Raw genomic sequence first — 21,553 nt, forward strand, 5'->3', positions numbered from 1 at the left:
TGCCACCGGCGTGGGCCTGTGCAGCGAAAAGCGTCGAAACAGCCAGTATTACCAATGACAAGCGCATATTTGAACTCGGCAGCTATAATCTGAAAGCTCTCGACACCTTCAGCCGGCTCTCCCAGTTTGCTAGGTATCGTTTGGCAATCGCTTGTGAATCGATGAACGTCACGTTTTCGGCGTTTCGAGACGCGGCCCCGGCTGTGTAGTTGTACGAGCCGCCGATCACGAGATGCCCGTCAATGATGATTACCTTATTGTGAGCGATAGCTGGCCGATAGTCGATCCAGACCGGGATATTGAATGCTGATAAAAGGGTGGCGGCGGAATATTTTCGGTCATTCGTTTTGTCCAAGATCACGAGCACTTCAACGCGGCGCTGGGCAGCGCGTTGTAGGGCATGGATGATTGGGAACGATCTAAAGCCATAAGCCTGAACGCGGACGGTTGCCTGGGCTTGGTCGATCGCCTTGACAATTTCCGGTTCACATTTCTGGGCTGGCGTAAAGCAAACAGTCACGTCGGCTTGGGTGGCAGACGTCGGCAGAGCTGCTAGCACAGTCATGCTCCCGCTGAGAATGAGCAAGGCCGCCCCCCATCGCATCTTACTCCCCCATCCTTCGAGGGCCAGCTTATGCCTGCTCCTGCCCTCAGCAATTCCTGCGATCATCGCGCGGCCGCTTTGGTTAGCCACATTGTCGCAATCAGAGCCGCCGGGCCAATCTGGCGGGGAGTCAAGTTGGACCATGTCCATCATCATTAGCCGGCTAGCTTGATCAACTACAGACAATCCCGAAAGCTCGCAATGATTGCTGGGTCACCCCCTGACGGCGCGACAATCTTGCCGCCCATAAGCACGCCGGATGCCGTGTAACTGTTTACGACTACCATCGCATTCCCACTCCCGAGAGCACGGGCCACCTTGGGCTCAAGAATAAGAGACGCCAAAAGCCGTGTTTGCGGATAGAGCTTTAGCCGGTCACTCCCATATTCGAATGTTCCAAAGTCGGTGTCGATCCTGAAGCCGTCGATGTGGGTGGTCGAAGGAGCTGCTATTTCCGGCGCCAGACCTTGTTGATCACTTTTGGCGTACAGGTTGATGATTGGTCGCCGCTTCCAGCACATGGTTTCGATTTCGTAGACCCTCTCCAATGGTCCCGGATTTCGTTCGTCTGTTGCAGTTGCGACGATCAGCCCATTCTTCGGTACCAGTTGGAAGTCGTGAAATCCGGGTTGCGGAACGATATTTAACGCGGCTATCTCATCGCGAGTTGGGACAAACATTTTTCCGGGCGAGGTCCCAGACATTATTTCAAACAGTTCTGGCTTAGCCCCCATCTCGCGTAGGTAGCCCGCAATCAGAGCGGAGATCTGCTGGGTCAGCTCCATAGCTTCATCAGTCGATGAGCCAGCACCCCCATAGAACTGATGGAACCCGATCGTCCCACCTTCGGGAATGTTGCGTTCAACGCCGCCCATGAACGCAAGCGCGCAAGCTGAATAGCATTCAGCCCCAGGAAGTCCTTCTGGATAGGGATGGTCCGGATCGGACGGTGGATATCGCTGGACTTCTGTGCCAGCCCCGACTTTTCGGAGGAAACGCCCTATTTCAAGCCCGTCTAAAAGGTTACCGCCTGGGCTGTCAAAGGAAACTACAAAGTGCCATGAATCGTAGGCGTTTTTCTCCCAGTAGTCCTTGAAGCGCTGCGCGTCGCCACGCTCAATAGGTCCCGTCACCAGGATCTTCGAGGTTGCATTGCCCCTTTCCATTGAAAATTCAATCGCTCCGGCGTGAGGCGCGATCAACATCAGAAGCCCTACTAATACGGGCGGGAGCAATCTCTTAGCGTCAGGCATTTTCAGTCGGAGCGGAAGCATCTGCAGAAGGGTACCTTCATAGCCGATTCGTCCCTTTCTCGGAGCCGTTTCTCATTCGCGATTTGGCAATCCACCGCCTCGCATGGGAATGCACGACACAAGGGCTTCTAAGGAGCCAATGACCGACGCCGGTCGACAGCTTGGCGCGCGCAGCACTCAAGTATGCCGTGCCCATTGTAAGGGAAGTTGTCACCCCTTCAGAGTGAGTTGCTCTGGCGCCCAATAAGAGATCAGGCTAATTGCCAATCTTGGGCAGCACGAGGGGTGGGCAGGGCAATGCAAAACAGCGATCCCAGGGGCCTGTACGCCGTCCTTGGTGTTTCACCAACGGCGACAGCCGAAGAAATCAAGAATGCGTACCGGCGGCGAGCTAAAGAATCGCATCCTGACACCTCGAGCAATTCATCATCGACACCATTCCAGCAGGTGAATGCGGCCTACAAGATTCTCTCCGATCCTGAGGCCCGTGCCGCATATGACAGCTCGGGCTATCAGGCGACGGCTGAAGATGTCGGTCACAAGCAGCTGGATCCGGTTTGCTGTTCCCGTTGCGGTCAGATGACTGCGCAACCGAGATACGTCGTCTTCCGACGCGTCTACAGTTTCGTTCTGGCGACGGTGAGGACACCTGTCCAAGGGATATTCTGCGCTTCATGTGCCCGGAAAGAAGCCTTCAAATCGTCTCTGATTACGATGTTCACTGGATGGTGGGGCTTCCCATGGGGGCCTATCTACACAATCGGCGCTATTGTTGGGAACGGGTTCGGTGGCGAACACCCCAAGAAAGCCGAGGAGAGGCTGACCTGGTATAATTGCCTTGCTTTCCTGTCTCGCGGCGACCTCAATCTCGCGTATTCCCTGGCACAGTTGTCACGGAAGGCATCCGACCCTGAGATTTCATCACGGGCCACAGAATTGTCGAGGGAGCTGGAGAAGGCTGGGGTCGATCCCAAGCGGTCACGTCTCAAGAATCCATGGAATTTCGATCCAATCGAAAGACTGAAGCACGTTGCCATGGCCTCGGCGGTCCCGCTGGTGGTCGCCTGCATTTTTATGCAAGACCAAATCGTTTCTTGGTGGACCGGGAGCCCGACCCCGAAGCCTTCATACACGTCGACATATACGCCGCCTCCCAGAGCAACCAAGGCTGTTCCAGCGAAGGCCGTTCCGATCGCCAATGCCTGCGCCAACCGCCCCAGAAACGGCGACACACTAGAAGGCTACGAGAACTCCATGTCATCGCAGGGACATGTCCTCGAAATTAGGAATGGGTCAGGCGGTCCAGCCATCGTCAAGGTGCGGGACTCGTTCTCAAACGGGACGGTCGCATCGTTCTATATCAGCGATAACGCCACTGCCGAGTACCGCGGTATCCCTGATGGCAGCTACCGTATCCAGTACGCCGTCGGTGACGTGTTGCGTTCCGACTGCAGATCATTCTTCAATACGGCAGCCGTGGGGCAGTTCCCGAATGTCGAGCGGCTGCAGACCGAGATGAACTCGACCCAGATCATCACGCAGCATCTCACCTACACACTTTACGCGGTCGCCTCTGGAAACGTTCGTCCACAATCGCTTTCTGTGGAGGCATTTGATGCGCCATGAGACTAAGTCGGCAATTTTTGCAATCGTTATGGCAAGCTGGATCGTTTCGGTCCGAGCAACCGAGGCAGAACTCCTGGGAATTCCCGGACGATCAACAAGCTAACGCGTGGCGCAGAGATTTGGGGCTTCTACGTGGGCCAGGATCAGTCCGAAGGATCTTCCATCAGCTCGAAAGGCAGTCGATATATCGACTGCTGACGGCCCGTCAAAGACGTGAGGCACCGAGGATGCCCAGCCTATCTTCACGGTCGCGGATCGCCTTCCGGTTGGGATTGGCCAGTCTTCGAAGGATCGGAGGCGCAATACCACTCGGTTTCGATGCAGGCGATCGCAGGACTGGAACATGACGCGACGCCCTGGCTGATTTTGCAGATGCTGCAACCGTCATTGAATTGCTGGCAGGTCGGATTTTCCCGAATCTTCTCTGCCAGTGAACTGCCGGCGTAGACCTGTGTAGCGAAGAGCATCGAAACCATCATCGCTATCAGTGATGTTCGCATGGGGTTGTCCAACTTCTGGATGTCCGCTCACTGACTTGGCTGACGGTACGGACAAGCGTCCAGCTCGTCGACGCAGTCGCGGTGGCGACGGTGCTGCTTCAGCATTGTGTCCGTCTATTGGGCCAACCGGTCAAGCCTATTGCGGCAAGCTTAATCTCTGCTAGATCTCGTCCAGGCGCGAACTTGGGGGAAATCGTGGAAGCTTCACCTGCTCAGGTTATTCAGTATTTTAACGGCGAGAAGCAAAACCTCATTCCGCTATTCCAACGGCCGTACTCGTGGCGTTTGCCGAACTGGAAGACCCTATGGGATGACGTGTTGGTCCAATATGATTCCGACGATAAGTCCGCTCACTTCATGGGCACCATCGTATCGGTTCCCGCACGCAGCGTACCCGTCGGCGTTAGCAAATATCTGATCATCGACGGGCAACAACGCCTCACGACAATTTCAATTCTCCTCGCCGCTCTTCGCGACACGCTCGACAAAAACTCCTCCGATCGAATTCAGGAGGTTTACCTTACGAACCGGTTCCGCGATCCCGAAGACACGTTGAAGTTCGTGCCGACTCAAATCGACCGTGATCGCTATCGGGCGATGATCCTGGATCGCACCGTCCATAACGATCAAAGTCTCATGGCGGAGGCGTACGCTTACTTCAAGAACCAACTGCTTCGAGGCATCGATCCGAATGGCGACCCGATCGATTGCGCTAAAATTCTGACGACGGTCGAACGGGCGTTGCAGGTGGTCATGATCAACCTGGGCGACGATGACGATCCGTACCTCATCTTTGAGAGCCTCAACTTCAAGGGTGAGCCACTCACCCAAGCCGACTTGGTCAGGAATTACATCCTGATGCGGTTCCGCCATTCGATGTCGGCCGGCGGCGAACAAGAACGAATCTACACGAGATATTGGGCCCCGATGGAGCAGCGTCTCGGGGACAACATTACTGAATTCCTCCGTCACTATGCGATGAAGGGCGGGGATAACGTCTATCAGCGCGGTATTTACGTGGCGACGAGGGGCCTGCTCAAAGGGATGTCCTCACCGGCCGAGGTTGAGGCCGAATTGATCCGGATGACTAACTTCTCTGTCATCTACGCGAGTATACTGAATCCGTCCTTGGAACAGACGCCATCTATCCGGAAGCGTCTCACAAGCCTGAAAACCCTGGACGTGGGAACCTCTTATCCTCTACTTCTTCGGCTTTTCGAGGCGCGACATTCCGACAAGATCAGCATTGATGATCTCGAAAGATGCCTTGCTCTCATAGAATCGTTCGTCCTGCGCAGGGCTGTCTCTGTCGTCCCCACCAATGCGCTGAACAAGCTCTTTTTACAGTGGGCGCGTCAATTTCCGCAAGAGAACCACGTCGATTGGCTGCATACATCGATGTCCGCAGGTGCAGGTGGACGACGCTTCCCGAACGATGCTGAATTCGGTGAGAACTTCAAAAAGTTCGCACAGTATGGGCGCGGATATACCCGCTACGTATTGCTACGCCTTGAGGAAGCGTTTGGGCATAAGGAGCGTGTCGATCTAAGCAATGCGACGATTGAGCATCTCATGCCGCAGAGCATGACCGCAGAGTGGGAGAACGAAATTGGTCCAGACGCGGACTCAGTGCACGCGCGACTGAAGGACACTTTCGGCAATTTGTCGCTAACCGGCTACAACACCGAACTGGGCAATCTGCCGTTCCGGGAGAAGAAGGCAAAGCTCGCAAACACCCATATTGAACTCAACCGTTTCGTTCTTCAGCAAGATCGGTGGGATGAAGGCGCGATCTTGAGGCGGGCGGAGGCCATGTTCACGACGGCAATTTCGCTTTGGCCTGGGCCAGTCATTCCGGCTGTGGTTGGATCGGGGGTAGCCGAAAGCACAGACAACGAACTCGTCAGCGCAGAGTGAGCAAACGCAGTCACGAAAGCAGCGGGAAAAAGCCGCGGAATGACCGTCCAGCGATGGCGCCTACGAGAGGCCCCACAAGACGATCGCTGCCCTTCGGGGAAAAATCCCACGAAAGTGAGCCCAGATTGCCCCTTGTTGGGGAACTTATTGATGCCTAGAAGTTGCCGGCGCGCAGACGGGCAACTTCTTGCGCGACCATATCCACGGGCAAGGTGTATAGACCGAAGGCCTCATAAAGGGGCAGCAGGATAGGGTGTAGCACCTCTGTGAGATTATCGTTGATTTGGAGTGCAGTGGCCATGAAATCGAGCGCGATCCCGTCGGTATGGCTCTCACGATGATTGATCGGAGCTCGCGACCCGGCATATGTGCCAAGTACACGGCCTTGCAGCCCGTAGTAGCCGCACCGCGCCAAGATGGTCGGATTTTCGGCGTACTGCGTGGCGAAACGCGCGACGTACAGCAGGGCTTCACCTAGCCGCCAGATAGGCATCGTTAGATCAAAAGCGCGCCCAGGGGTTGTGCGCTGCATAAAATCCTCATCAAGAGATCTGAGAAGAAACAATCTGCCATCAGGATGAGCGCGCCAGAAATCAGAATGCCGCCCATCCCGGCCTTTCTCATCCGGATGACCGACCCACGCCTCGATAACGCCGTTTACCGGAACCGGGCCGATTGGCTTGCGATCAAACCACACAAATGGCCCCCATCCAGTGTGCTTGATTGCGGAGGCGGCATCCATTCGGTCCTTCAATACTTTCAGAGATGGTGCCGGGGGGACATCCCTGATCTCGAACGTGTATTCATAGCGACCTAAGGGGATGTGAGCAGGGTCATCCTTCGGCAATGAGCGCTTTAGCTCCGCCCAGCGGTCCTGGGATTCCTTTGCGAACTCTAGCAGCCGATTTACAAGTTCGACCTTCGCTGCGGCAGGCGCCGGTATCCCCTGAATGATGTTCCGAATGCTGTCGAGCAGGTTTTCACGGCCGGCGAGGACACAGCGATTGAGAAGCGCTCGCCACTCCTCCGAGGTGTGCGGCTCTTCGCTCTGAGGGCCGGGCTTTCGGATATAGCATCGATGTTTATAAATTGTAGTGCCCTGGTCTCGGACAGACATTATTGGAACGGCCGACAAGCCCGGTACGCTAACGAATGCATGTTCAACACCCGTGTGGGGATGCAGTTTGAATTGGATGTCGCAATGGATCTTCGGATCAGCGTAGCGGTTGACGGCAGCGTTGATCAGGTCGGCATCATAACGCTTGATCCCGGCCGGTAGAGGAACGGATTGTAGTGGTGAGCCGGCGGGAGCAACCATTCCCAAAACAATCGTGCCGCCGCCATGGTTGGCTAAGGCAATCGCTGCCTTGGCCAGCGTCGCCTTGCCTTCGTTGGTGGTGAGGTCCAGCCAGTTCTTGTATTCGTTGGAGAGCGTCTCGTTCGGCAACAGAAGCAAGTTAACTAGGTCAGATTCAGCCATCCAAATCCCCTAAGAAAACTCCCGCGGCTTTTTGAAAACGGAAGTGGTGACCAGTGTTAAACGGCGAATTCCTAATGTTTCGGCCTTCGGCCCGTAAGCAACCAGCCCATTTCGGCGTCGCCGCGCAGCCGGTCCAATCGCATCCCTTGCCGTCCTTAATCGCCTGTTGGCCCTCCGTTGGCTTCGACAAGCCCATAGAAACGACGCGGTTGTGCCGTATGCGCCCCAAAGCAGACATCCGCGTGCGGCCCCATTTCGTGCACATGTTCTTCGATATGCGCGCCGGCCTACAGATCATGGAAACCTGTGTACGGCATTGAGACAAATATACCGCCATCTTGCGGACTGGTATACATCCCATACTGATTGAGGAGCTTCTCGACGACCTCGATTAGGGGTCGTAGACTTCTAATCCTGTCCACTCTTTCATTGTGTAAAAAGGTTGAACTGCCTCGCGGCAGGCCTTGAGTAGCCAACCCGATGGAAGCTTCGCTAGGTCGCTTAGGACTTCCTCGTACTTAACGGCCAGACCCGGGTTTTCAGCCTTCTCACCGATAGCCCAGTCTGCGTGTCCCAGGCCGTAGCCCAGGCATTGGAATAGAAAGGTCAATCGTGCAGATACGATCGGCCAAAGAACTTCCATGTTGCCGTGGAACCGGTACTCAAAACGCGCATTGCGAATCTGACTGTCCACATCCTTGAGTGCTTTGCCAAGCATTTCGAGAAGTTCGAAGCCATGTTCCGGATCGGCCCATGCAGAGCGTCGCTGAGCCGAGTACTCAGATTGGCACGGATTTACTATGCCCTGAAGTTGGCTATCCCGGCCGTCGCGAGGCTTTGCAGCTCGCCAACCGCCCGGATAGGTCCTCGAAAAGAACCTGAGATCGTCTACATGCACCAGTTCGTGGACGAAAATGTGCAGTGCGGACTTGTGACCCTCTTGTCCAACGTTGGCCATCTGACGAACCAATGGGGTCCAAATGATAACTACACTCCAAAACTCGTCATCCCTGATGATATGACGAGCCATCGCCGCTCCCTGGCCATATTCATTGGACGTAGGCTGCGCAGACAGCTGATCCGTTGCGTCAAAGCTGCTCACAGCTTCATGGTAATCGGTCGCAACGACCACTGACTCGAGCCTGCTAAGGTCCAAATGCCGCGACAGATCGAGAGTAGTGGCTCCTATCTGGCGCGCAAATTCAGACGCCTCCTCCGCGTTGTCGCTATCCCAGCCTCGTATATTGACAGTGAATTTCGGGTTCAAGGTTGGCTGAGCAAGGTCCTCGCTCCTATCGCCGTTACCCTCAGGAGCCTCGTTGGTTTTATCGTCCGCGCAATCCATCAGAACCTCGGTAGCACAAACTTACGGGCTTGACCGCTCGTCAGCATCTGCGACGGAGGCCCCGAATCGCAGGTGATACCTGTGATGGTTGCACGCGAAAGCATCGCCGTCGACAGCTCTCCAGCAAGACGATCTCACCAGCCGATCCGCGCTGTCGCAACAACGATAAGGTGCAAATTAATCCGCCCAATTATTCAGATCGTCGGCCTGCCGGACAAGGCGGTGGCCGAGAGCCGCGAGCGCGTGCAGGCAGCGCTGCATGCATCCGGCCTGTCGATGCCGTCGAAGAAGGTGACGGTGAACCTCGCGCCGGCGGACCTGCCCAAGGAAGGTAGCCATTACGACCTGCCGATCGCGCTCGGGCTGATGGCGGCGCTCGGCGCTATCCCTGGCGACATGCTCACCGGCTATGTGGTGCTGGGCGAATTGTCGCTCGACGGCACCATCGCCGGCGTAGCCGGGGCGCTGCCGGCGGCGATCGGCGCCAATGCCGAAGGCAAGGGCCTGATCTGCCCCTTCGCCTGCGGACCGGAAGCGGCCTGGGCAGGCAAGGATTTCGATATATTGGCGCCGCGCAGCCTGATCGCGGTCGCCAACCATTTTCGCGGCACGCAGGTGCTGTCGCGGCCCGAAGCCGGCATCCAGCTTGCGGCGCGCGACCTGCCGGACCTCGCCGACATCAAGGGCCAGGAGAGCGCCAAACGGGCGGTCGAAGTGGCTGCCGCGGGCGGGCACAACCTCTTGATGGTCGGGCCGCCGGGCTCTGGCAAGTCGATGCTGGCGCAAAGGCTGCCCTCGATCCTGCCGCCGCTGGCGCCGAAGGAACTGCTCGAAGTTTCGATGATCGCGTCGGTCGCCGGCGAGCTCGGCGAGGGCAAGCTGACCGACCGGCGGCCGTTCCGCGCGCCGCATCACTCCGCCTCGATGGCCGCGATGGTCGGCGGCGGACTGCGCGCGCGGCCAGGCGAGGTGTCGCTCGCCCATCACGGCGTGCTGTTCCTTGACGAGCTGCCGGAGTTCACACCGCAGACGCTGGATGCGCTGCGCCAGCCGCTGGAGACCGGCGACTGCATGATCGCGCGCGCCAACCACCGCGTCACCTATCCGGCGCGCATCCAGCTGGTGGCGGCGATGAATCCGTGCCGCTGCGGCATGTCGGGCGAGCCCGGCTATCGCTGCCTGCGCGGCGACCGCTGCCGCACCGAATACCAGGCACGCATTTCTGGCCCGCTGCTCGACCGCATCGACCTTCGGATCGAAGTGCCGGCGGTGTCGGCGAGCGACCTGATCCGGCCCGACAAGGCCGAGACAAGCGCTGCGGTGGCGCAGCGCGTGGCGCGTGCGCGAGCCATGCAGCGCGAGCGGCTGGAAAGGCTGGGCGCCGGCGCCACCACCAACGCGCATTGCCCGCCTTCGATCATCGAGGAGATCGCCAAGCCCGATGCCGCCGGACTGACGCTGCTCAAGGACGCCAGCGAGAAGCTCGGCTTTTCCGCGCGGGCCTATCATCGCGTGCTCAAGGTGGCGCGCACGCTGGCCGACCTTGACGCCAGCGAGACCGTCGGCCGCATCCATCTCGCCGAGGCGATTTCCTATCGCATGAGCGCCGAGCGGATGGCGCAGGCGGCGTAGTCAAGGAACTCGCAAGGAGGCCGAGTCGGTTTCTTCGCTCCTGAGTTCCTCTTCAATCGGCCTCGGGGATCAGCTTCTGCAGCGTCGGCGCCAGGATCATGCCGAACGTCAGGACATCGCCATAGGCACGGGCGGAAAGCATCGCCCCGTGCACGGTCGCCATGAAGGCCTCGGCCTCGACGCGCGGCGCGGCGGCGATCGTCAATGTGCCTTGCTCGGCGCCGCGCTCGATAACACCCGTCAGCCAGCCCGAGAGAAACCGGAAATAGGCTCGCACTTCGGCGGCAACTTCGGGCGGCAGAACCGGAAGCTCGCTCGCCAGCAACGCGCAGACGCAAAACGGCCTGCTCGCGTCCTCGATGCACTGGGCCCAGAAGCCGGCATAGGTTCGCAGCAGCTCGGGCGGCTCAGGCACATTGCGCTCAAGTTCCGTCATGCCCGTCACGGCATCCTCGAGGTAGCGCCTGACCAGGGTCTGCACGAGGTCGACCTTGCTTGGGAAATGATGATGGATGCTCGCCTTGCGGATGCCGACCACCTCGGCGATATCGGCGTAGCTGAAGCCGTTATAGCCGCCGGCGACGATGAAGCGTCGCGCGGCGGCCAGGATGTCGTCGGCTGTATTCGAGGGCCTGTCCATAAGCATGCCTAGAGCGTTTCACCGTTTCACGGAAACGGCGAAACGCTCTATCTCCTTGTTTTGACGCAATTCCTGCCGGAAAACCGCGCACACTTTTCCTGGAATTGCTCTAATCTCCGGCGGCAGAAATCTCAACGCGCGGCCTGCGGCGACCTGCGAAGCAGGTCGCTCACCGAAAGCCAGACGGCGGACACCAGGAAATAGAAGGCGCCGAAAGCGGCATAGGGCGCGACATTGGCGATGCCGATGGCCTCCGCGCCGCCCGCCATCTTGATGAAGAAGAGACCGGCCAACGCCGACTGGGCGCCGCTCAGGATCATCGCCCACTGGGCGCCGTTGGTCTTCCAGCGACGAACCGCCGTCAGAAGCTGAAACGCACCGGAGAAAACGGCCCAGACGCCATAGACCGCGAGCACCGCGTTCATGCTGTGGCCAAGCGCGATGGCAACCGCAATCGCGGTGACGATGCTGACGACGAAGTTGAGCAGCTGCGACCTGTTGCGGCCGAGACCGCCGCTGCGCTGCGCGTCGAGGTAGTTCGCAAGCGCGTCCCACAGCGGGTAGGCGATCAGCATGACGGCGGCCAGCGGCGGCACCATCTTCGCGACGGTGAAGGCTGCCAGGACCCAGGCTGCCGATACGGCAAAGCGCAGATAGTAATAGCTTTTGAGCCAACCGTTTGAGGAGTTGGCGCGGCCTTGACCGCTCGTTTGTGCAGACATGATGTTAACTTTCCTTCGATTTGATTTCCTACCTACTAGAAGGTAGATACGCATCCGTCAAGCGTTTGCGAGGTGGCCGCCTGGGCGTTCACAACTCTTTGAACGCGCAATCGCGTCCGGAAATTGCGCGTGGTATGTTGGAGCCGATCCGCGCGGGGGCGAGGGATGATTTCAGTTCTGCCGGCGCGCAGCGCCGAAGATTTCGAGACACTGGCGGGGCTCTGCCGCAAGCTCGCGCAATGGGACGTCGACGCTTCGGCGCCGCATGGCGTCTCGGCCGCGGATGTGAGGGCTCCGTTCCATCCCGAAACAAGCGGCCCGCAGCTGGCCGCGCAGTTCGGCGCGCCGGATGCGATGGCGTTCATCGCCAGATCCGGAGGCCTGCCGGCGGGCTGCCTAGCCTTCGATCCGTTCGGCGAAAGCACGGTTGAACTTCACAGGTTCTTCGTCGACGCCGCTTTCCGGGGGCAAGGCATAGGCCGCGCGCTGATGGGCGCGGTCCTGACGGAGATCGACAAAGGCCCCGCCCGCACGGTGCTGATCCAGACGATCTTCTACATGGAAAGCGCCATCGCCGTGTATGAGGCATTCGGCTTCAGGCCCTGCGCGCCGTTTCGCGACACACCGGCGCATGTCAGGCACACGGACGTGTTCCTGTCGCGGCCAAGCAAAGGCGCGTAAGGGCCGCAGCCGTCGACCAGCCGGCAGACTCAGGCGGAGCCCTGCCTGTCCCGCGCCTTCAGCTCCAGCCGCCGCGCATGCAGTACCGGCTCGGTATAGCCGTTGGGCTGGCTCGTCCCTTTGAACACCAGGTCGCAGGCGGCCTGGAAGGCGATGGAATTGTCGAAGTCGGGCGCCATCGGGCGGTAGAGCGGGTCGCCGACATTCTGGCGGTCGACGATCGCCGCCATGCGCTGCAGCGAGTCCCTGACCTGGATTTCCGAGCAGACCTTGTGGCGCAGCCAGTTGGCGATGTGCTGCGAGGAGATGCGCAGCGTCGCGCGATCCTCCATCAGGCCGACATCGTTGATATCGGGCACTTTCGAGCAGCCGACGCCCTGGTCGATCCAACGCACGACGTAGCCCAGGATGCCCTGCGCATTGTTGTCGAGCTCGCGCTGGATCTCGTCCGGCGTCCAGTTCGGCCGCCTTGCTACCGGCACCGACAATATGTCGTCGAGCTTCGCCTTCGGCCGGCTCTTCAGCGCCGCCTGCACGGCGTGCACATCGACCTTGTGATAATGCGTGGCATGCAGCGTCGCGGCCGTCGGCGAGGGCACCCAGGCGGTGTTGGCGCCGGCCTTGGGATGCGCGATCTTCTCAACCAGCATTGCCGCCATCAGGTCCGGCATCGCCCACATGCCCTTGCCAATCTGGGCGTGGCCGGCAAGCCCGCATTCGAGCCCCGTGTCGACGTTCCAGGCCTCGTAGGCGGAGATCCAGGCGGCCTGCTTCATGTCGCCCTTGCGGATCATCGGGCCGGCTTCCATCGAGGTGTGGATCTCGTCGCCGGTGCGGTCGAGGAAGCCGGTGTTGATGAACACCACGCGCTCCTTGGCCGCGCGGATCGCTTCCTTGAGGTTGACGGTGGTGCGCCGCTCCTCGTCCATGATGCCCATCTTGATGGTGTTCTTCGGCATGCCGAGCAGCGCCTCGACACGGTCGAAGATTTCCACCGCGAAGGCAACCTCTTCCGGCCCGTGCATCTTGGGCTTCACCACATACATCGAGCCGGCGCGGGAGTTGGCGCGGCGGCCGTTCTCGCCGACATCGTGCAGCGCGATCAGCGCGGTGATGGCGGCGTCCATGATGCCTTCCGGCACCTCGTTTCCATCGCGGTCGGTGATCGCCGGATTGGTCATCAGGTGGCCGACATTGCGCACCAGCATCAGCGAGCGTCCAGGCAAAAGCAGCTGGCCGCCATTGGGCGCCGTATAGCGGCGGTCGGGATTGAGCTTGCGGACAAAGCTCTTGCCGCCCTTGGTGATCTCTTCGGCGAGGTCGCCCTTCATGAGGCCGAGCCAGTTGCGGTAGACCACAACCTTGTCCTCGGCATCGACGGCCGCGACCGAATCCTCGCAATCCTGGATAGTCGTGAGAGCCGATTCCAGGACGACGTCGGCAATGCCGGCCGGATCGGTCTTGCCGATCTGGTTGGCATGGTCGATCACGATTTCGATGTGCAGGCCGTTCTTGACCAGAAGCACGGCTTCCGGATTTTCGGCATCGCCGCGATAGCCGGCAAACTGCTTTGGGTCGGCGAGCGTGGTGGCGCCGGCGCCCTCACCCGCTTTCAGCGCGCCATTCGCCACCGACAGCCCGTTGACGCCGGCCCATTTGCCGGTGGTCAGCGGCACGGACTGGTCGAGGAAATCCTTAGCCCAAGTAATGACTTTCGCGCCACGCGCGGGATTGAAACCCTTGCCCTTCTCGGCGCCGCCGGTCTCGGGAATGGCGTCGGTGCCGTAGAGCGCGTCATAGAGCGAGCCCCAGCGCGCATTGGCGGCGTTGAGCGCATAGCGCGCGTTCATCACCGGCACGACGAGCTGAGGCCCGGCGACGACGGCGATCTCGGGGTCGACATGCTCCGTCGAAACGCTGAACGCCGCGCCTTCCGGCACCAGATAGCCGATCTCCTTCAGGAAGGCCTTGTAAGCCTCCATGTCGATCGGGGCGCCGTTTTCGCGGTACCAGCCGTCGAGTTTCTCCTGCATGGCGTCGCGTTTGGCGAGCAGCGTCCGGTTCTTCGGCGCGAGATCGTGGACGATGGCGGAAAAGCCTTCCCAGAATTTTTCCGGATCGATGCCGGTGCCCGGCGCGGCTTCCTCGGCCATGAAGTCATGGAGCTCCCGGGCAATCCGCAACCCGGCGATCTCGATGCGGTCGGTCATCAGCACGTCTCCAGATAGGTAGCTTGCCGGGGCCTTTGGCATGTTTGGGGTTGCGGGGTCAATTCGGCTTAGGGTGAAGGCTTCCTTCTCCCCGTTCTACGGGGAGAAGGTGGCGGCAGCCGGATGAGGGGCGGCGCCGGCGTTGACAATTAGCATGCGTTGATCCGCCGATTGAAGTCGAGGAGAACAGCAACACTCGCCGGCGCTGCCCCTCATCCGCCCTTCGGGCACCTTCTCCCCGTTCTACGGGGAGAAGGAAGGCGCACTCACACCGCGATCCGAGGCCTTCCCGACGCCACGGCCACCACATGCGCCTCGATGAACATGCGCTGGCCCTCGATGGTCGAGACCTTGAACTCGGTGGCGACGTCGATCTCGGCGCTGTCGGTGCCGGCGTTCTTGGCGCGCTCGGCGGCGAGCGCGCGCACATCGGCCTCGGCCGCCGCGATCGCCTTCGCCGCTTCGGTGAAGTCGCGCACCGTCTGGCCGGAGGCGAGGCGGAACAGGCCTTCCTTGGGCTGGCTGACACGGGCCTCGGCCGAGACGCGCACCTGGCCGACCACGGCGCCAAGCGCGTTGGCGACGTCGGTGTCCTCCGGCACGATGCAGCCATTTCCGACCAGCACGGCCAAGCCGGCGTAATGCAGCGGCGCCGAGGCGCCCAGCCCGATGACCGGACGGTCGAGCGCGACGGTGAAGCGGGCGATGCCGGGATGGCCATCGACCGCGCGCTGCACCAGCGCATGCGCGACGGTGGCCGCGCCATCCAGCCCGTCCTCGGCGAAGGCGGTTTCGAGGATGTATTCGGCCGACCAGCGGGTGAGCGTCGTCAGCACGCGCTCGGCCAGGGCTTCGGGTGTCGCCGCGATCGCCTGGCCGCGGCCGTCGCGGCGGCGCGAAAACAGCTCGGCGCCCAGGCGGGCAGTGGCGGCGTCCCAGTTCGACTGCTTGCCCAGCACATGCGCGGCGTCGGACGGCGTGAAGCCGCAGATATGCACCAGCCCGCGCGCGACCAACCGGTTCAGCGTGGCGTTCTGCGCGTTCGACGAGAGCAGCCGATCAAGCGCCAGCGGGACAGTGCCGATCGCCTCGTAGAGCTTCGCTTCCGGCGCGGTGAGGCCGGCGGCGAGTCGGTCCGGCACACCGGTGCGCAGGGCAAACCGCCCGTCCATGCGGCCGGGGTTCGGCGCCCGCAGCTGCCGTTCCAGCTCGGCGGTGACTGCCTCGCCATGCGCCATGCCGGCCAGCGCCAGCGGCACCAGGCGGCGCGGCCCGAGCAGGATTTTCGGATCGAGCGCGCCGTCTTCCAGCGTGACCTCCGAGTCGCCGCCAAGGCCGAAGGTGCGCATGGCGACCGCTTCGACCATGGTGCGGAAGCCGCCGACGGTGGCGCCTTCCGGATCGAGGCGCGGGCGGCCGCCGTCGAGCACGGCGACGTCCGTGGTGGTGCCGCCGATATCCGAGACCATGGCGTCGTCCAGCCCGGTCATGTGGCGGGCGCCGACAAGAGAGGCAGCCGGGCCCGAGAGGATCGTCTCGATAGGCCGCTGGCGGGCAAAGGCGGCCGAGACCAGCGCGCCGTCGCCGCGCACCACCATCAGGGGTGCCGCGATGCCGCGCTTGGCCAGAAACCCTTCGGTCGCCGCGACCAGCCGGTCGATCATCGAGATCAGGCGGGCGTTGAGCAGCGTGGTAAGCGCGCGGCGCGGGCCGCCGAGCTTGGCCGACAATTCATGGCTTGCTGTGACCGGAAAGCCGGTCTTCTCGCGGATCAGGTCGCGGGCCGCCAGCTCATGCGCCGGATTGCGGGTGGCGAAATAGGCGCAGACGGCGAAGCCCGAAACCGAGCCGCCCAATTCCGGCAACGCCGCCTCGAGGCCGGAAAGGTCGAGCTTGGCGGCATTGCCGTGCACGTCGTGTCCGCCGGGGCAGAACACCACCGGGTCGGTGCCCAGCGCCGTCTTCAACCCGTCGCGGGCAAGGTCGGCCTCGGAAAAGCCGATCATGACGAGCGCCACGCGCCCGCCCTGGCCCTCGACCAGCGCGTTGGTGGCAAGTGTCGTGGACATCGAGACGAGTTTTATCGCGGCCGGATCGGTGGCGGATTGCTGAAGCACCGCGTCGACCGCGCCGGAAATGCCGACGGCGAGATCGTGACGCGTGGTCAGCGATTTCGCCTTGGCCAGGACCTTGCCCTTGGGTCCGCCCTCCTCCGACCACAGCACCGCATCGGTGTAGGTGCCGCCGGTGTCGATGCCGAGGAAGAGGGGGTGAGGCTTGGCAGTCATTTTTGCGGGCAGTCCGGGGTCGAGGGCTTCGCGAAGCCCTTAGCCGATACGGGCTGCCGGATAAAGGTTGGAGGGATGGGCCAAGGGGCGCAAGTTCCTCGCCCGACAAAGTGGGGAGAGGGACCCAAGCTTTGAGACATCGGCGCGAGGCCCCCCTCTCTGGCCTGCCGGCCATCTCCCCCTCAAGGGGGAGATCGGATGTCACGCCGGCTTTCGCCAATCGCCAACGTTGTAGAAAGGAGCGAGGCGCTTGAACTGCCAATCTCCCCCCTTGAGGGGGAGATGCCCGGCAGGGCAGAGAGGGGGGCCTCGAGCCGGCCTTCGCAACTATCTACCCGACAAACCCCACTCTTTTGTGCGATCCATCACAGAACGGTTTGTTCGCCGAATGCCCGCAGCGGCAGAGGAACACCTTGGTCGTGCGGGCGATCGTATGCCCCGTGCCGGTGACGAGCTCGGCATTGCCTTCGACCTTCAGCGGTCCGTTGCTGGTCGGGGTTACGGTCAGCGGGCCGTCCCGCGCGTCCAGCACCTGCGCTTCCTTCAGCGGCGGCTCGCCGGTGGCGGTGAAGCCGGCCTTGATGTGGCTGTTGTCGCAGAAGGGCTTGTTCTGCGAGGCGCCGCAGCGGCAGAGCGTGCCGCGCAAGAACGTCTGGTCACCCAGCACGATCTCGGCATGCACCGCCAGCGGGCCGTTTTCGCGCACGCGCACCGTGTTGACCACAGGCGGCTTCTCCTGCGGCCCGCCATCCTTGCGCTTGTAGGTGACGGCGCCCGACGGGCAGTTCTCCGCCAGCGCCACCACCCGTTCTACGCTCGCGGCATCGGGATGGATCCACTCGCCCGGCGCGTTGGGCACGAAGACATGCGGGTTGCCGAGCACGCAATTGCGCGAATGGATGCAGCGCTTGCCGCTGAAGGAAACGTCGATCTTCTCGCCTTCGACCGTGCCTGCCATTTGGGTGGGGTCTCCTGTTGGGGTGGAGACCGGGCTTAGGGCGCGGGAGCGAAGGGCGTCAAGCTGGGAGGATGGGCAGCCTTACAATAGCGACCGTCAGGAGATTGGCGAAAGGAGAGGTGCCGGCTGATCTCCCGCGCCCCCTTGAGCGAGGGTGCCCGCTGCTGTGGCGCGCTAGCCGCCAGATCGTCGCCTCCCTGATCGCTGCGATCTTTACTCAGCCGCCCCTGGCGACCCTGCGCCTAAATCTCCATGCCCCGCGACATCGTCGGTGAGCCACCACGAAAGCGCAAGTTTCAAGCATGCCAGCGCTATCTTAGCGCATATGCCGTTTACGGGGAGAAAGAAGCTGCCGCCAGCGCCGGCTCTCCAGCCGCCGGGACCCGAATACTGGTCGGTCAGGACCCACTGTCCAGAGCTGTCAGGAGCGGCATCGAATGCCGGTTTGCATAAAACGGCAACCGACCTATATCAGGTCACAATTTCCAGCCGGCCGTTTTTCAGCATGTCATCCATCATCTCGATCTCCGGTGTCACGAAAACCTATGCCACCGGCTTCAAGGCATTGAAGGAAATCAATCTCGATATCGAGCGCGGCGAGATTTTTGCGCTGCTCGGGCCGAACGGCGCCGGCAAGACGACGCTGATCTCGATCGTCTGCGGCATCGTCAACCGCTCGTCGGGCAGCGTCACGGTCGACGGCCACGACATCAGCCGGGATTACCGCGCCGCGCGCAGCCTGATCGGGCTGGTGCCGCAGGAACTCACCATCGACGCCTTCGAGACGGTCTGGGCGACGGTGAACTACAGCCGCGGCTTGTTCGGCAAGCCGCCGAACAAGGATTTCGTCGAGAAGGTGCTGCGCGACCTGTCGCTCTGGGAGAAGAAGGATTCCAAGGCGATCACGCTGTCGGGCGGCATGAAGCGCCGTCTGATGATCGCCAAGGCCCTGTCGCACGAGCCGCGCGTGCTTTTCCTCGACGAACCGACGGCCGGCGTCGACGTCGAGCTGCGCCAGGACATGTGGGCGATGGTCAGGCGCCTGCGCGAGGACGGCGTCACCATCATCCTCACCACGCATTACATCGAGGAAGCCGAGGCGATGGCTGACCGCGTCGGCGTCATCAACAAGGGCGAGATCATCCTGGTCGAGGGCAAGGCCGAGCTGATGCGCAAGCTTGGCCGCAAGCAGATGAAGCTGGAGCTACGCGCGCCGCTCGCCGCCTTGCCGGAGAGCCTGTCGCGCTATGCGCTGGAGCTGTCGGGCGACGGCAGCCAGCTCACCTACACCTACGACAACCAGAGCGACCGTCCGGGCGTCGCCTCGCTGATCCGCGACCTCGAGGCGGCCGGCGTCCAGTTCCGCGATCTCGACACCAAGAACAGCTCGCTCGAAGAGATTTTCGTCAGTCTTCTGAGGCAAGAGCCATGAACCTGCGCGCGGTATGGGCGATCTACCGGGTGGAGATGGCGCGTGCCTTCCGCACGGTGCTGCAGAGCATCATCTCGCCGGTCATCTCGACGTCGCTCTATTTCGTCGTCTTCGGCTCGGCCATAGGCTCGCGCATCAACGAGATCGACGGCATCGCCTACGGCGCCTTCATCGTGCCCGGATTGATGATGCTGTCGCTCTTGACGCAATCGATCTCCAACGCCTCCTTCGCCATCTACTTTCCGAAATTCGTCGGCTCGATCTACGAGCTTTTGTCGGCGCCGGTCTCCTATCTCGAGATCATCATCGCCTATGTCGGGGGCGCTGCGACCAAATCGATCATGCTCGGCCTGATCATCCTCGCCACCGCCGCGCTGTTCGTGCCGCTCAGGATCGAGCATCCGTTCTGGATGGTCGCCTTCCTGGTGCTGACCGCGGTGACCTTCAGCCTGTTCGGCTTCATCATCGGCATCTGGGCGAAAACCTTCGAGCAGCTGCAGCTGGTGCCGCTGCTCATCGTCACGCCGCTCACCTTCCTCGGCGGCAGCTTCTATTCGATCCACATGCTTCCCGGCATCTGGAAGACGCTCACGCTGTTCAACCCGGTCGTCTATCTGATCAGCGGGTTCCGCTGGAGCTTTTACGGCAAGGCCGACGTCTCGGTCGGCGTCAGCCTCGGCATGACGCTGGTGTTTTTGGCCATCTGCATCGCCATCGTCGCCTGGATATTCAAGACGGGCTACCGGTTGAGGAACTGACCGAAGTCGAGTTCCTCGCCCCACGACGGGGGGAGGTGGCCCGGCGAAGCCGGGACGGAGAGGGGCCCGTGCCGACGGGTGGAATCTCTCTGTGCGTGGCCTGTTCTTCAGATCAAGGCAATGTGGCGCCCTTTTCACGCCGGGTTCTGGCTTCGCGGATGTCGCCCCCCCTCTCCGTCTCGGGCTTCGCCCGAGCCACCTCTCCCCCGCTTTGCGGGGTGTTTGTGCTGGAGACAAGGTGAACGGGTGTTCGGGGACATCGTGGACGCTTTTGTTCATCACGAACTGCTGGGTTGTTTTTGTTGTTCGGCCTGTGGACCCTGTGGGCAACGCTCAGCGTTGTCCACAAGTCCACAGGTCTCGCTTGCGCCCTGACGTAGGTTCAGGGTGGCAATTCGATGCGAGCAGTAGTGCACGCTGAAGACACCATCCTCGACGGTCGGGCGAAGCGCCACCAGCTCGCCGCGGAATGCCTTGCCGAGTCGCCAGGGTCGGTTCCTGAAGCTGATGAAGCCATCACTGTCGACCTTGCGAACCTGGTCGCCCGGTGCGTACTCGATCGCGGGCAGGACGTCGGGAAAGCTGCGCGGGCTCGGCCGGTAGCGCTCGGCCGGCGTGGCCATGTCGAGTGCTTCGTGTGGTCGTTCGTAGTTATAGCGCGGGCGCCACCGATCGAAGGCTCGCTGGCACTCGGCGAGATCGCCGAAGCTTCGCCCGTTGATCACCTCGGCCTTGAGTGTGCGATGGAAGCGTTCTTCCTTGCCTTGGGTCTGCGGATGGCGCGGCCGACCGTGCAGCACGCGGATGCCGAGCCGCAACAGCCAGACGCTGAAGCCGGTGTAAGGCTCACCGCCGGAATCGCTCCACGGCGAGCCGCCGTCCATCAGCATCGCCAGCGGCAAGCCATAGCGGCGAAAGGTAATCTCCAGCTCCCGGCGTACCGTCCGGCCCTGCTCGTCGCCGCAGGCGGACAGCACCAGGTTGAAGCGCGAGTGATCGTCGAGCGTGGTGAGCGGATGGCAGCGCCCGCCATGGATGGCGAAGTGACCCTTGAAGTCAATCTGCCGCAGCTCGTTGGGAGCCTCCCGCTCGAAGCGCTGCCATGGTCCCGGATGTTGCGCTGCTGTCGCCTCCGTCAGCCGATCATGACGACGCAGGATCGCGGTGATCGTGCTCGCCGCCGGGATGACGAGTTCGCCATGTCTCTTCATCGCCTGTCTGATCTTGCGACCGCCCCAGACGTCGTTGCTCTCGTCGCGTACCTGCAACACCCTTGCCTCAATTGCCGAAGCGGTGCGTTGCGGGCTCAAGTGCGGGCGACGCGATCGTTCGACCAATCCAGCCGGCCCTTCCGACCGGTATCGCTCGAGCCACTTATAGCCGGTCGTCGGACTTATCCCGAACCGTCGACAAAGTTCACGCACATTCGCCCACTCTCGCGAGGCAAACTCCACGAACTCTCGCTTCTGATCCATCATGGACACCTCGTAAAACGGCATTCCATCCC

General features: G+C 61.4%; 16 protein-coding genes and 1 pseudogene. 6 read left to right on the forward strand and 11 right to left on the reverse strand.

All coding sequences use genetic code 11. The annotated features are described in order from the left end of the window. Positions 1-82: 82 nt before the first annotated feature. The gene (locus EJ072_RS14220; protein WP_210211649.1) at positions 83-748 is read right to left on the reverse strand and encodes a phospholipase D family protein; all 666 of its coding nucleotides are present in this window, start codon (positions 746-748) and stop codon (positions 83-85) included. A gap of 32 nt (positions 749-780) precedes the next feature. Further along, positions 781-1,809 carry a hypothetical protein gene (locus EJ072_RS14225; protein WP_126080245.1) on the reverse strand — a complete coding sequence of 343 codons (1,029 nt, stop codon included), beginning with the start codon at positions 1,807-1,809 and terminating at the stop codon, positions 781-783. 345 nt (positions 1,810-2,154) lie between these two features. Between EJ072_RS14225 and EJ072_RS14230 the strand changes: the two genes are divergently transcribed. Further along, positions 2,155-3,483: a J domain-containing protein gene (locus tag EJ072_RS14230; RefSeq protein ID WP_126080246.1), complete on the forward strand. Its 1,329-nt coding sequence runs from the start codon at positions 2,155-2,157 to the stop codon at positions 3,481-3,483. A gap of 242 nt (positions 3,484-3,725) precedes the next feature. On the opposite strand, the gene EJ072_RS14235 is transcribed toward EJ072_RS14230, so the two are convergent. Beyond that, positions 3,726-3,983, reverse strand: a complete 258-nt coding sequence (locus EJ072_RS14235) for a hypothetical protein (protein ID WP_126080247.1) — start codon at positions 3,981-3,983, stop codon at positions 3,726-3,728. A 195-nt stretch (positions 3,984-4,178) separates the two neighbouring features. Here EJ072_RS14235 and EJ072_RS14240 point away from each other — a divergent pair, with 195 nt between their 5' ends. After that, a complete protein-coding gene (locus EJ072_RS14240) occupies positions 4,179-5,900 on the forward strand; it encodes a DUF262 domain-containing protein (RefSeq protein WP_126080248.1) in 1,722 nt (573 codons plus the stop codon). 154 nt (positions 5,901-6,054) lie between these two features. On the opposite strand, the gene EJ072_RS14245 is transcribed toward EJ072_RS14240, so the two are convergent. Beyond that, positions 6,055-7,380, reverse strand: coding sequence for an ATP-binding protein (locus EJ072_RS14245; protein ID WP_126080249.1), 1,326 nt, complete (start codon positions 7,378-7,380; stop codon positions 6,055-6,057). Positions 7,381-7,771: 391 nt separating this feature from the next. Then, positions 7,772-8,725 (reverse strand): hypothetical protein, encoded by a 954-nt coding sequence (locus EJ072_RS14250; RefSeq protein ID WP_126080250.1) that lies wholly within the window; start codon positions 8,723-8,725, stop codon positions 7,772-7,774. A gap of 198 nt (positions 8,726-8,923) precedes the next feature. Between EJ072_RS14250 and EJ072_RS14255 the strand changes: the two are divergent. Further along, positions 8,924-10,357, forward strand: a pseudogene (locus EJ072_RS14255) (YifB family Mg chelatase-like AAA ATPase); the annotation flags it as partial. A gap of 52 nt (positions 10,358-10,409) precedes the next feature. Here EJ072_RS14255 and EJ072_RS14260 read toward each other — a convergent pair. Continuing rightward, positions 10,410-10,997, reverse strand: coding sequence for a TetR/AcrR family transcriptional regulator (locus EJ072_RS14260; RefSeq protein WP_126080251.1), 588 nt, complete (start codon positions 10,995-10,997; stop codon positions 10,410-10,412). A gap of 131 nt (positions 10,998-11,128) precedes the next feature. Then, on the reverse strand, positions 11,129-11,719 hold the full coding sequence (locus EJ072_RS14265) for a DUF308 domain-containing protein (protein ID WP_126080252.1): 591 nt from the start codon (positions 11,717-11,719) through the stop codon (positions 11,129-11,131). 165 nt (positions 11,720-11,884) lie between these two features. Here EJ072_RS14265 and EJ072_RS14270 point away from each other — a divergent pair, with 165 nt between their 5' ends. After that, on the forward strand, positions 11,885-12,400 hold the full coding sequence (locus EJ072_RS14270) for a GNAT family N-acetyltransferase (protein ID WP_126080253.1): 516 nt from the start codon (positions 11,885-11,887) through the stop codon (positions 12,398-12,400). A gap of 29 nt (positions 12,401-12,429) precedes the next feature. Here EJ072_RS14270 and EJ072_RS14275 read toward each other — a convergent pair whose 3' ends face one another. From EJ072_RS14275 to EJ072_RS14290, 3 genes are all read right to left on the reverse strand, one after another. Continuing rightward, positions 12,430-14,610 (reverse strand): malate synthase G, encoded by a 2,181-nt coding sequence (locus EJ072_RS14275; RefSeq protein WP_126080254.1) that lies wholly within the window; start codon positions 14,608-14,610, stop codon positions 12,430-12,432. A 266-nt stretch (positions 14,611-14,876) separates the two neighbouring features. Next, the gene (locus tag EJ072_RS14280; RefSeq protein ID WP_126080255.1) at positions 14,877-16,898 is read right to left on the reverse strand and encodes a hydantoinase/oxoprolinase family protein; all 2,022 of its coding nucleotides are present in this window, start codon (positions 16,896-16,898) and stop codon (positions 14,877-14,879) included. A gap of 331 nt (positions 16,899-17,229) precedes the next feature. Further along, positions 17,230-17,856 carry a CDGSH iron-sulfur domain-containing protein gene (locus EJ072_RS14290; protein WP_126080256.1) on the reverse strand — a complete coding sequence of 209 codons (627 nt, stop codon included), beginning with the start codon at positions 17,854-17,856 and terminating at the stop codon, positions 17,230-17,232. A 505-nt stretch (positions 17,857-18,361) separates the two neighbouring features. On the opposite strand from EJ072_RS14290, the gene EJ072_RS14295 reads away from it, so the two are divergent. Together EJ072_RS14295 and EJ072_RS14300 are read left to right on the forward strand one after the other, a co-directional pair. Further along, the gene (locus EJ072_RS14295; RefSeq protein ID WP_126080257.1) at positions 18,362-19,288 is read left to right on the forward strand and encodes an ABC transporter ATP-binding protein; all 927 of its coding nucleotides are present in this window, start codon (positions 18,362-18,364) and stop codon (positions 19,286-19,288) included. Continuing rightward, positions 19,285-20,046, forward strand: a complete 762-nt coding sequence (locus tag EJ072_RS14300; protein WP_126080258.1) for an ABC transporter permease — start codon at positions 19,285-19,287, stop codon at positions 20,044-20,046. Before EJ072_RS14295 ends, EJ072_RS14300 begins: the two co-directional genes overlap by 4 nt. 278 nt (positions 20,047-20,324) lie before the next feature. Here the strand turns inward: EJ072_RS14300 and EJ072_RS14305 are convergent, their stop codons facing one another. Continuing rightward, positions 20,325-21,545 carry an IS481 family transposase gene (locus tag EJ072_RS14305; RefSeq protein ID WP_245467312.1) on the reverse strand — a complete coding sequence of 407 codons (1,221 nt, stop codon included), beginning with the start codon at positions 21,543-21,545 and terminating at the stop codon, positions 20,325-20,327. Positions 21,546-21,553 lie beyond the last annotated feature (8 nt).

This window comes from Mesorhizobium sp. M2A.F.Ca.ET.046.03.2.1 (genome assembly GCF_003952425.1).
Classification (GTDB): Bacteria; Pseudomonadota; Alphaproteobacteria; order Rhizobiales; family Rhizobiaceae; genus Mesorhizobium.

What these genes read in the sequence shown, in the direction of transcription:
- EJ072_RS14220 (WP_210211649.1), bottom strand. Translation starts at nt 748, where the DNA reads ATGGTCCAACTTGACTCCCCGCCAGATTGGCCCGGCGGCTCTGATTGC.
- EJ072_RS14225 (WP_126080245.1), bottom strand. Translation starts at nt 1,809, where the DNA reads ATGTTGATCGCGCCTCACGCCGGAGCGATTGAATTTTCAATGGAAAGG.
- EJ072_RS14230 (WP_126080246.1), top strand. Translation starts at nt 2,155, where the DNA reads ATGCAAAACAGCGATCCCAGGGGCCTGTACGCCGTCCTTGGTGTTTCA.
- EJ072_RS14235 (WP_126080247.1), bottom strand. Translation starts at nt 3,983, where the DNA reads ATGCGAACATCACTGATAGCGATGATGGTTTCGATGCTCTTCGCTACA.
- EJ072_RS14245 (WP_126080249.1), bottom strand. Translation starts at nt 7,380, where the DNA reads ATGGCTGAATCTGACCTAGTTAACTTGCTTCTGTTGCCGAACGAGACG.
- EJ072_RS14250 (WP_126080250.1), bottom strand. Translation starts at nt 8,725, where the DNA reads ATGGATTGCGCGGACGATAAAACCAACGAGGCTCCTGAGGGTAACGGC.
- EJ072_RS14260 (WP_126080251.1), bottom strand. Translation starts at nt 10,997, where the DNA reads ATGGACAGGCCCTCGAATACAGCCGACGACATCCTGGCCGCCGCGCGA.
- EJ072_RS14265 (WP_126080252.1), bottom strand. Translation starts at nt 11,719, where the DNA reads ATGTCTGCACAAACGAGCGGTCAAGGCCGCGCCAACTCCTCAAACGGT.
- EJ072_RS14270 (WP_126080253.1), top strand. Translation starts at nt 11,885, where the DNA reads ATGATTTCAGTTCTGCCGGCGCGCAGCGCCGAAGATTTCGAGACACTG.
- EJ072_RS14275 (WP_126080254.1), bottom strand. Translation starts at nt 14,610, where the DNA reads ATGACCGACCGCATCGAGATCGCCGGGTTGCGGATTGCCCGGGAGCTC.
- EJ072_RS14280 (WP_126080255.1), bottom strand. Translation starts at nt 16,898, where the DNA reads ATGACTGCCAAGCCTCACCCCCTCTTCCTCGGCATCGACACCGGCGGC.
- EJ072_RS14290 (WP_126080256.1), bottom strand. Translation starts at nt 17,856, where the DNA reads ATGGCAGGCACGGTCGAAGGCGAGAAGATCGACGTTTCCTTCAGCGGC.
- EJ072_RS14295 (WP_126080257.1), top strand. Translation starts at nt 18,362, where the DNA reads ATGTCATCCATCATCTCGATCTCCGGTGTCACGAAAACCTATGCCACC.
- EJ072_RS14300 (WP_126080258.1), top strand. Translation starts at nt 19,285, where the DNA reads ATGAACCTGCGCGCGGTATGGGCGATCTACCGGGTGGAGATGGCGCGT.
- EJ072_RS14305 (WP_245467312.1), bottom strand. Translation starts at nt 21,545, where the DNA reads ATGCCGTTTTACGAGGTGTCCATGATGGATCAGAAGCGAGAGTTCGTG.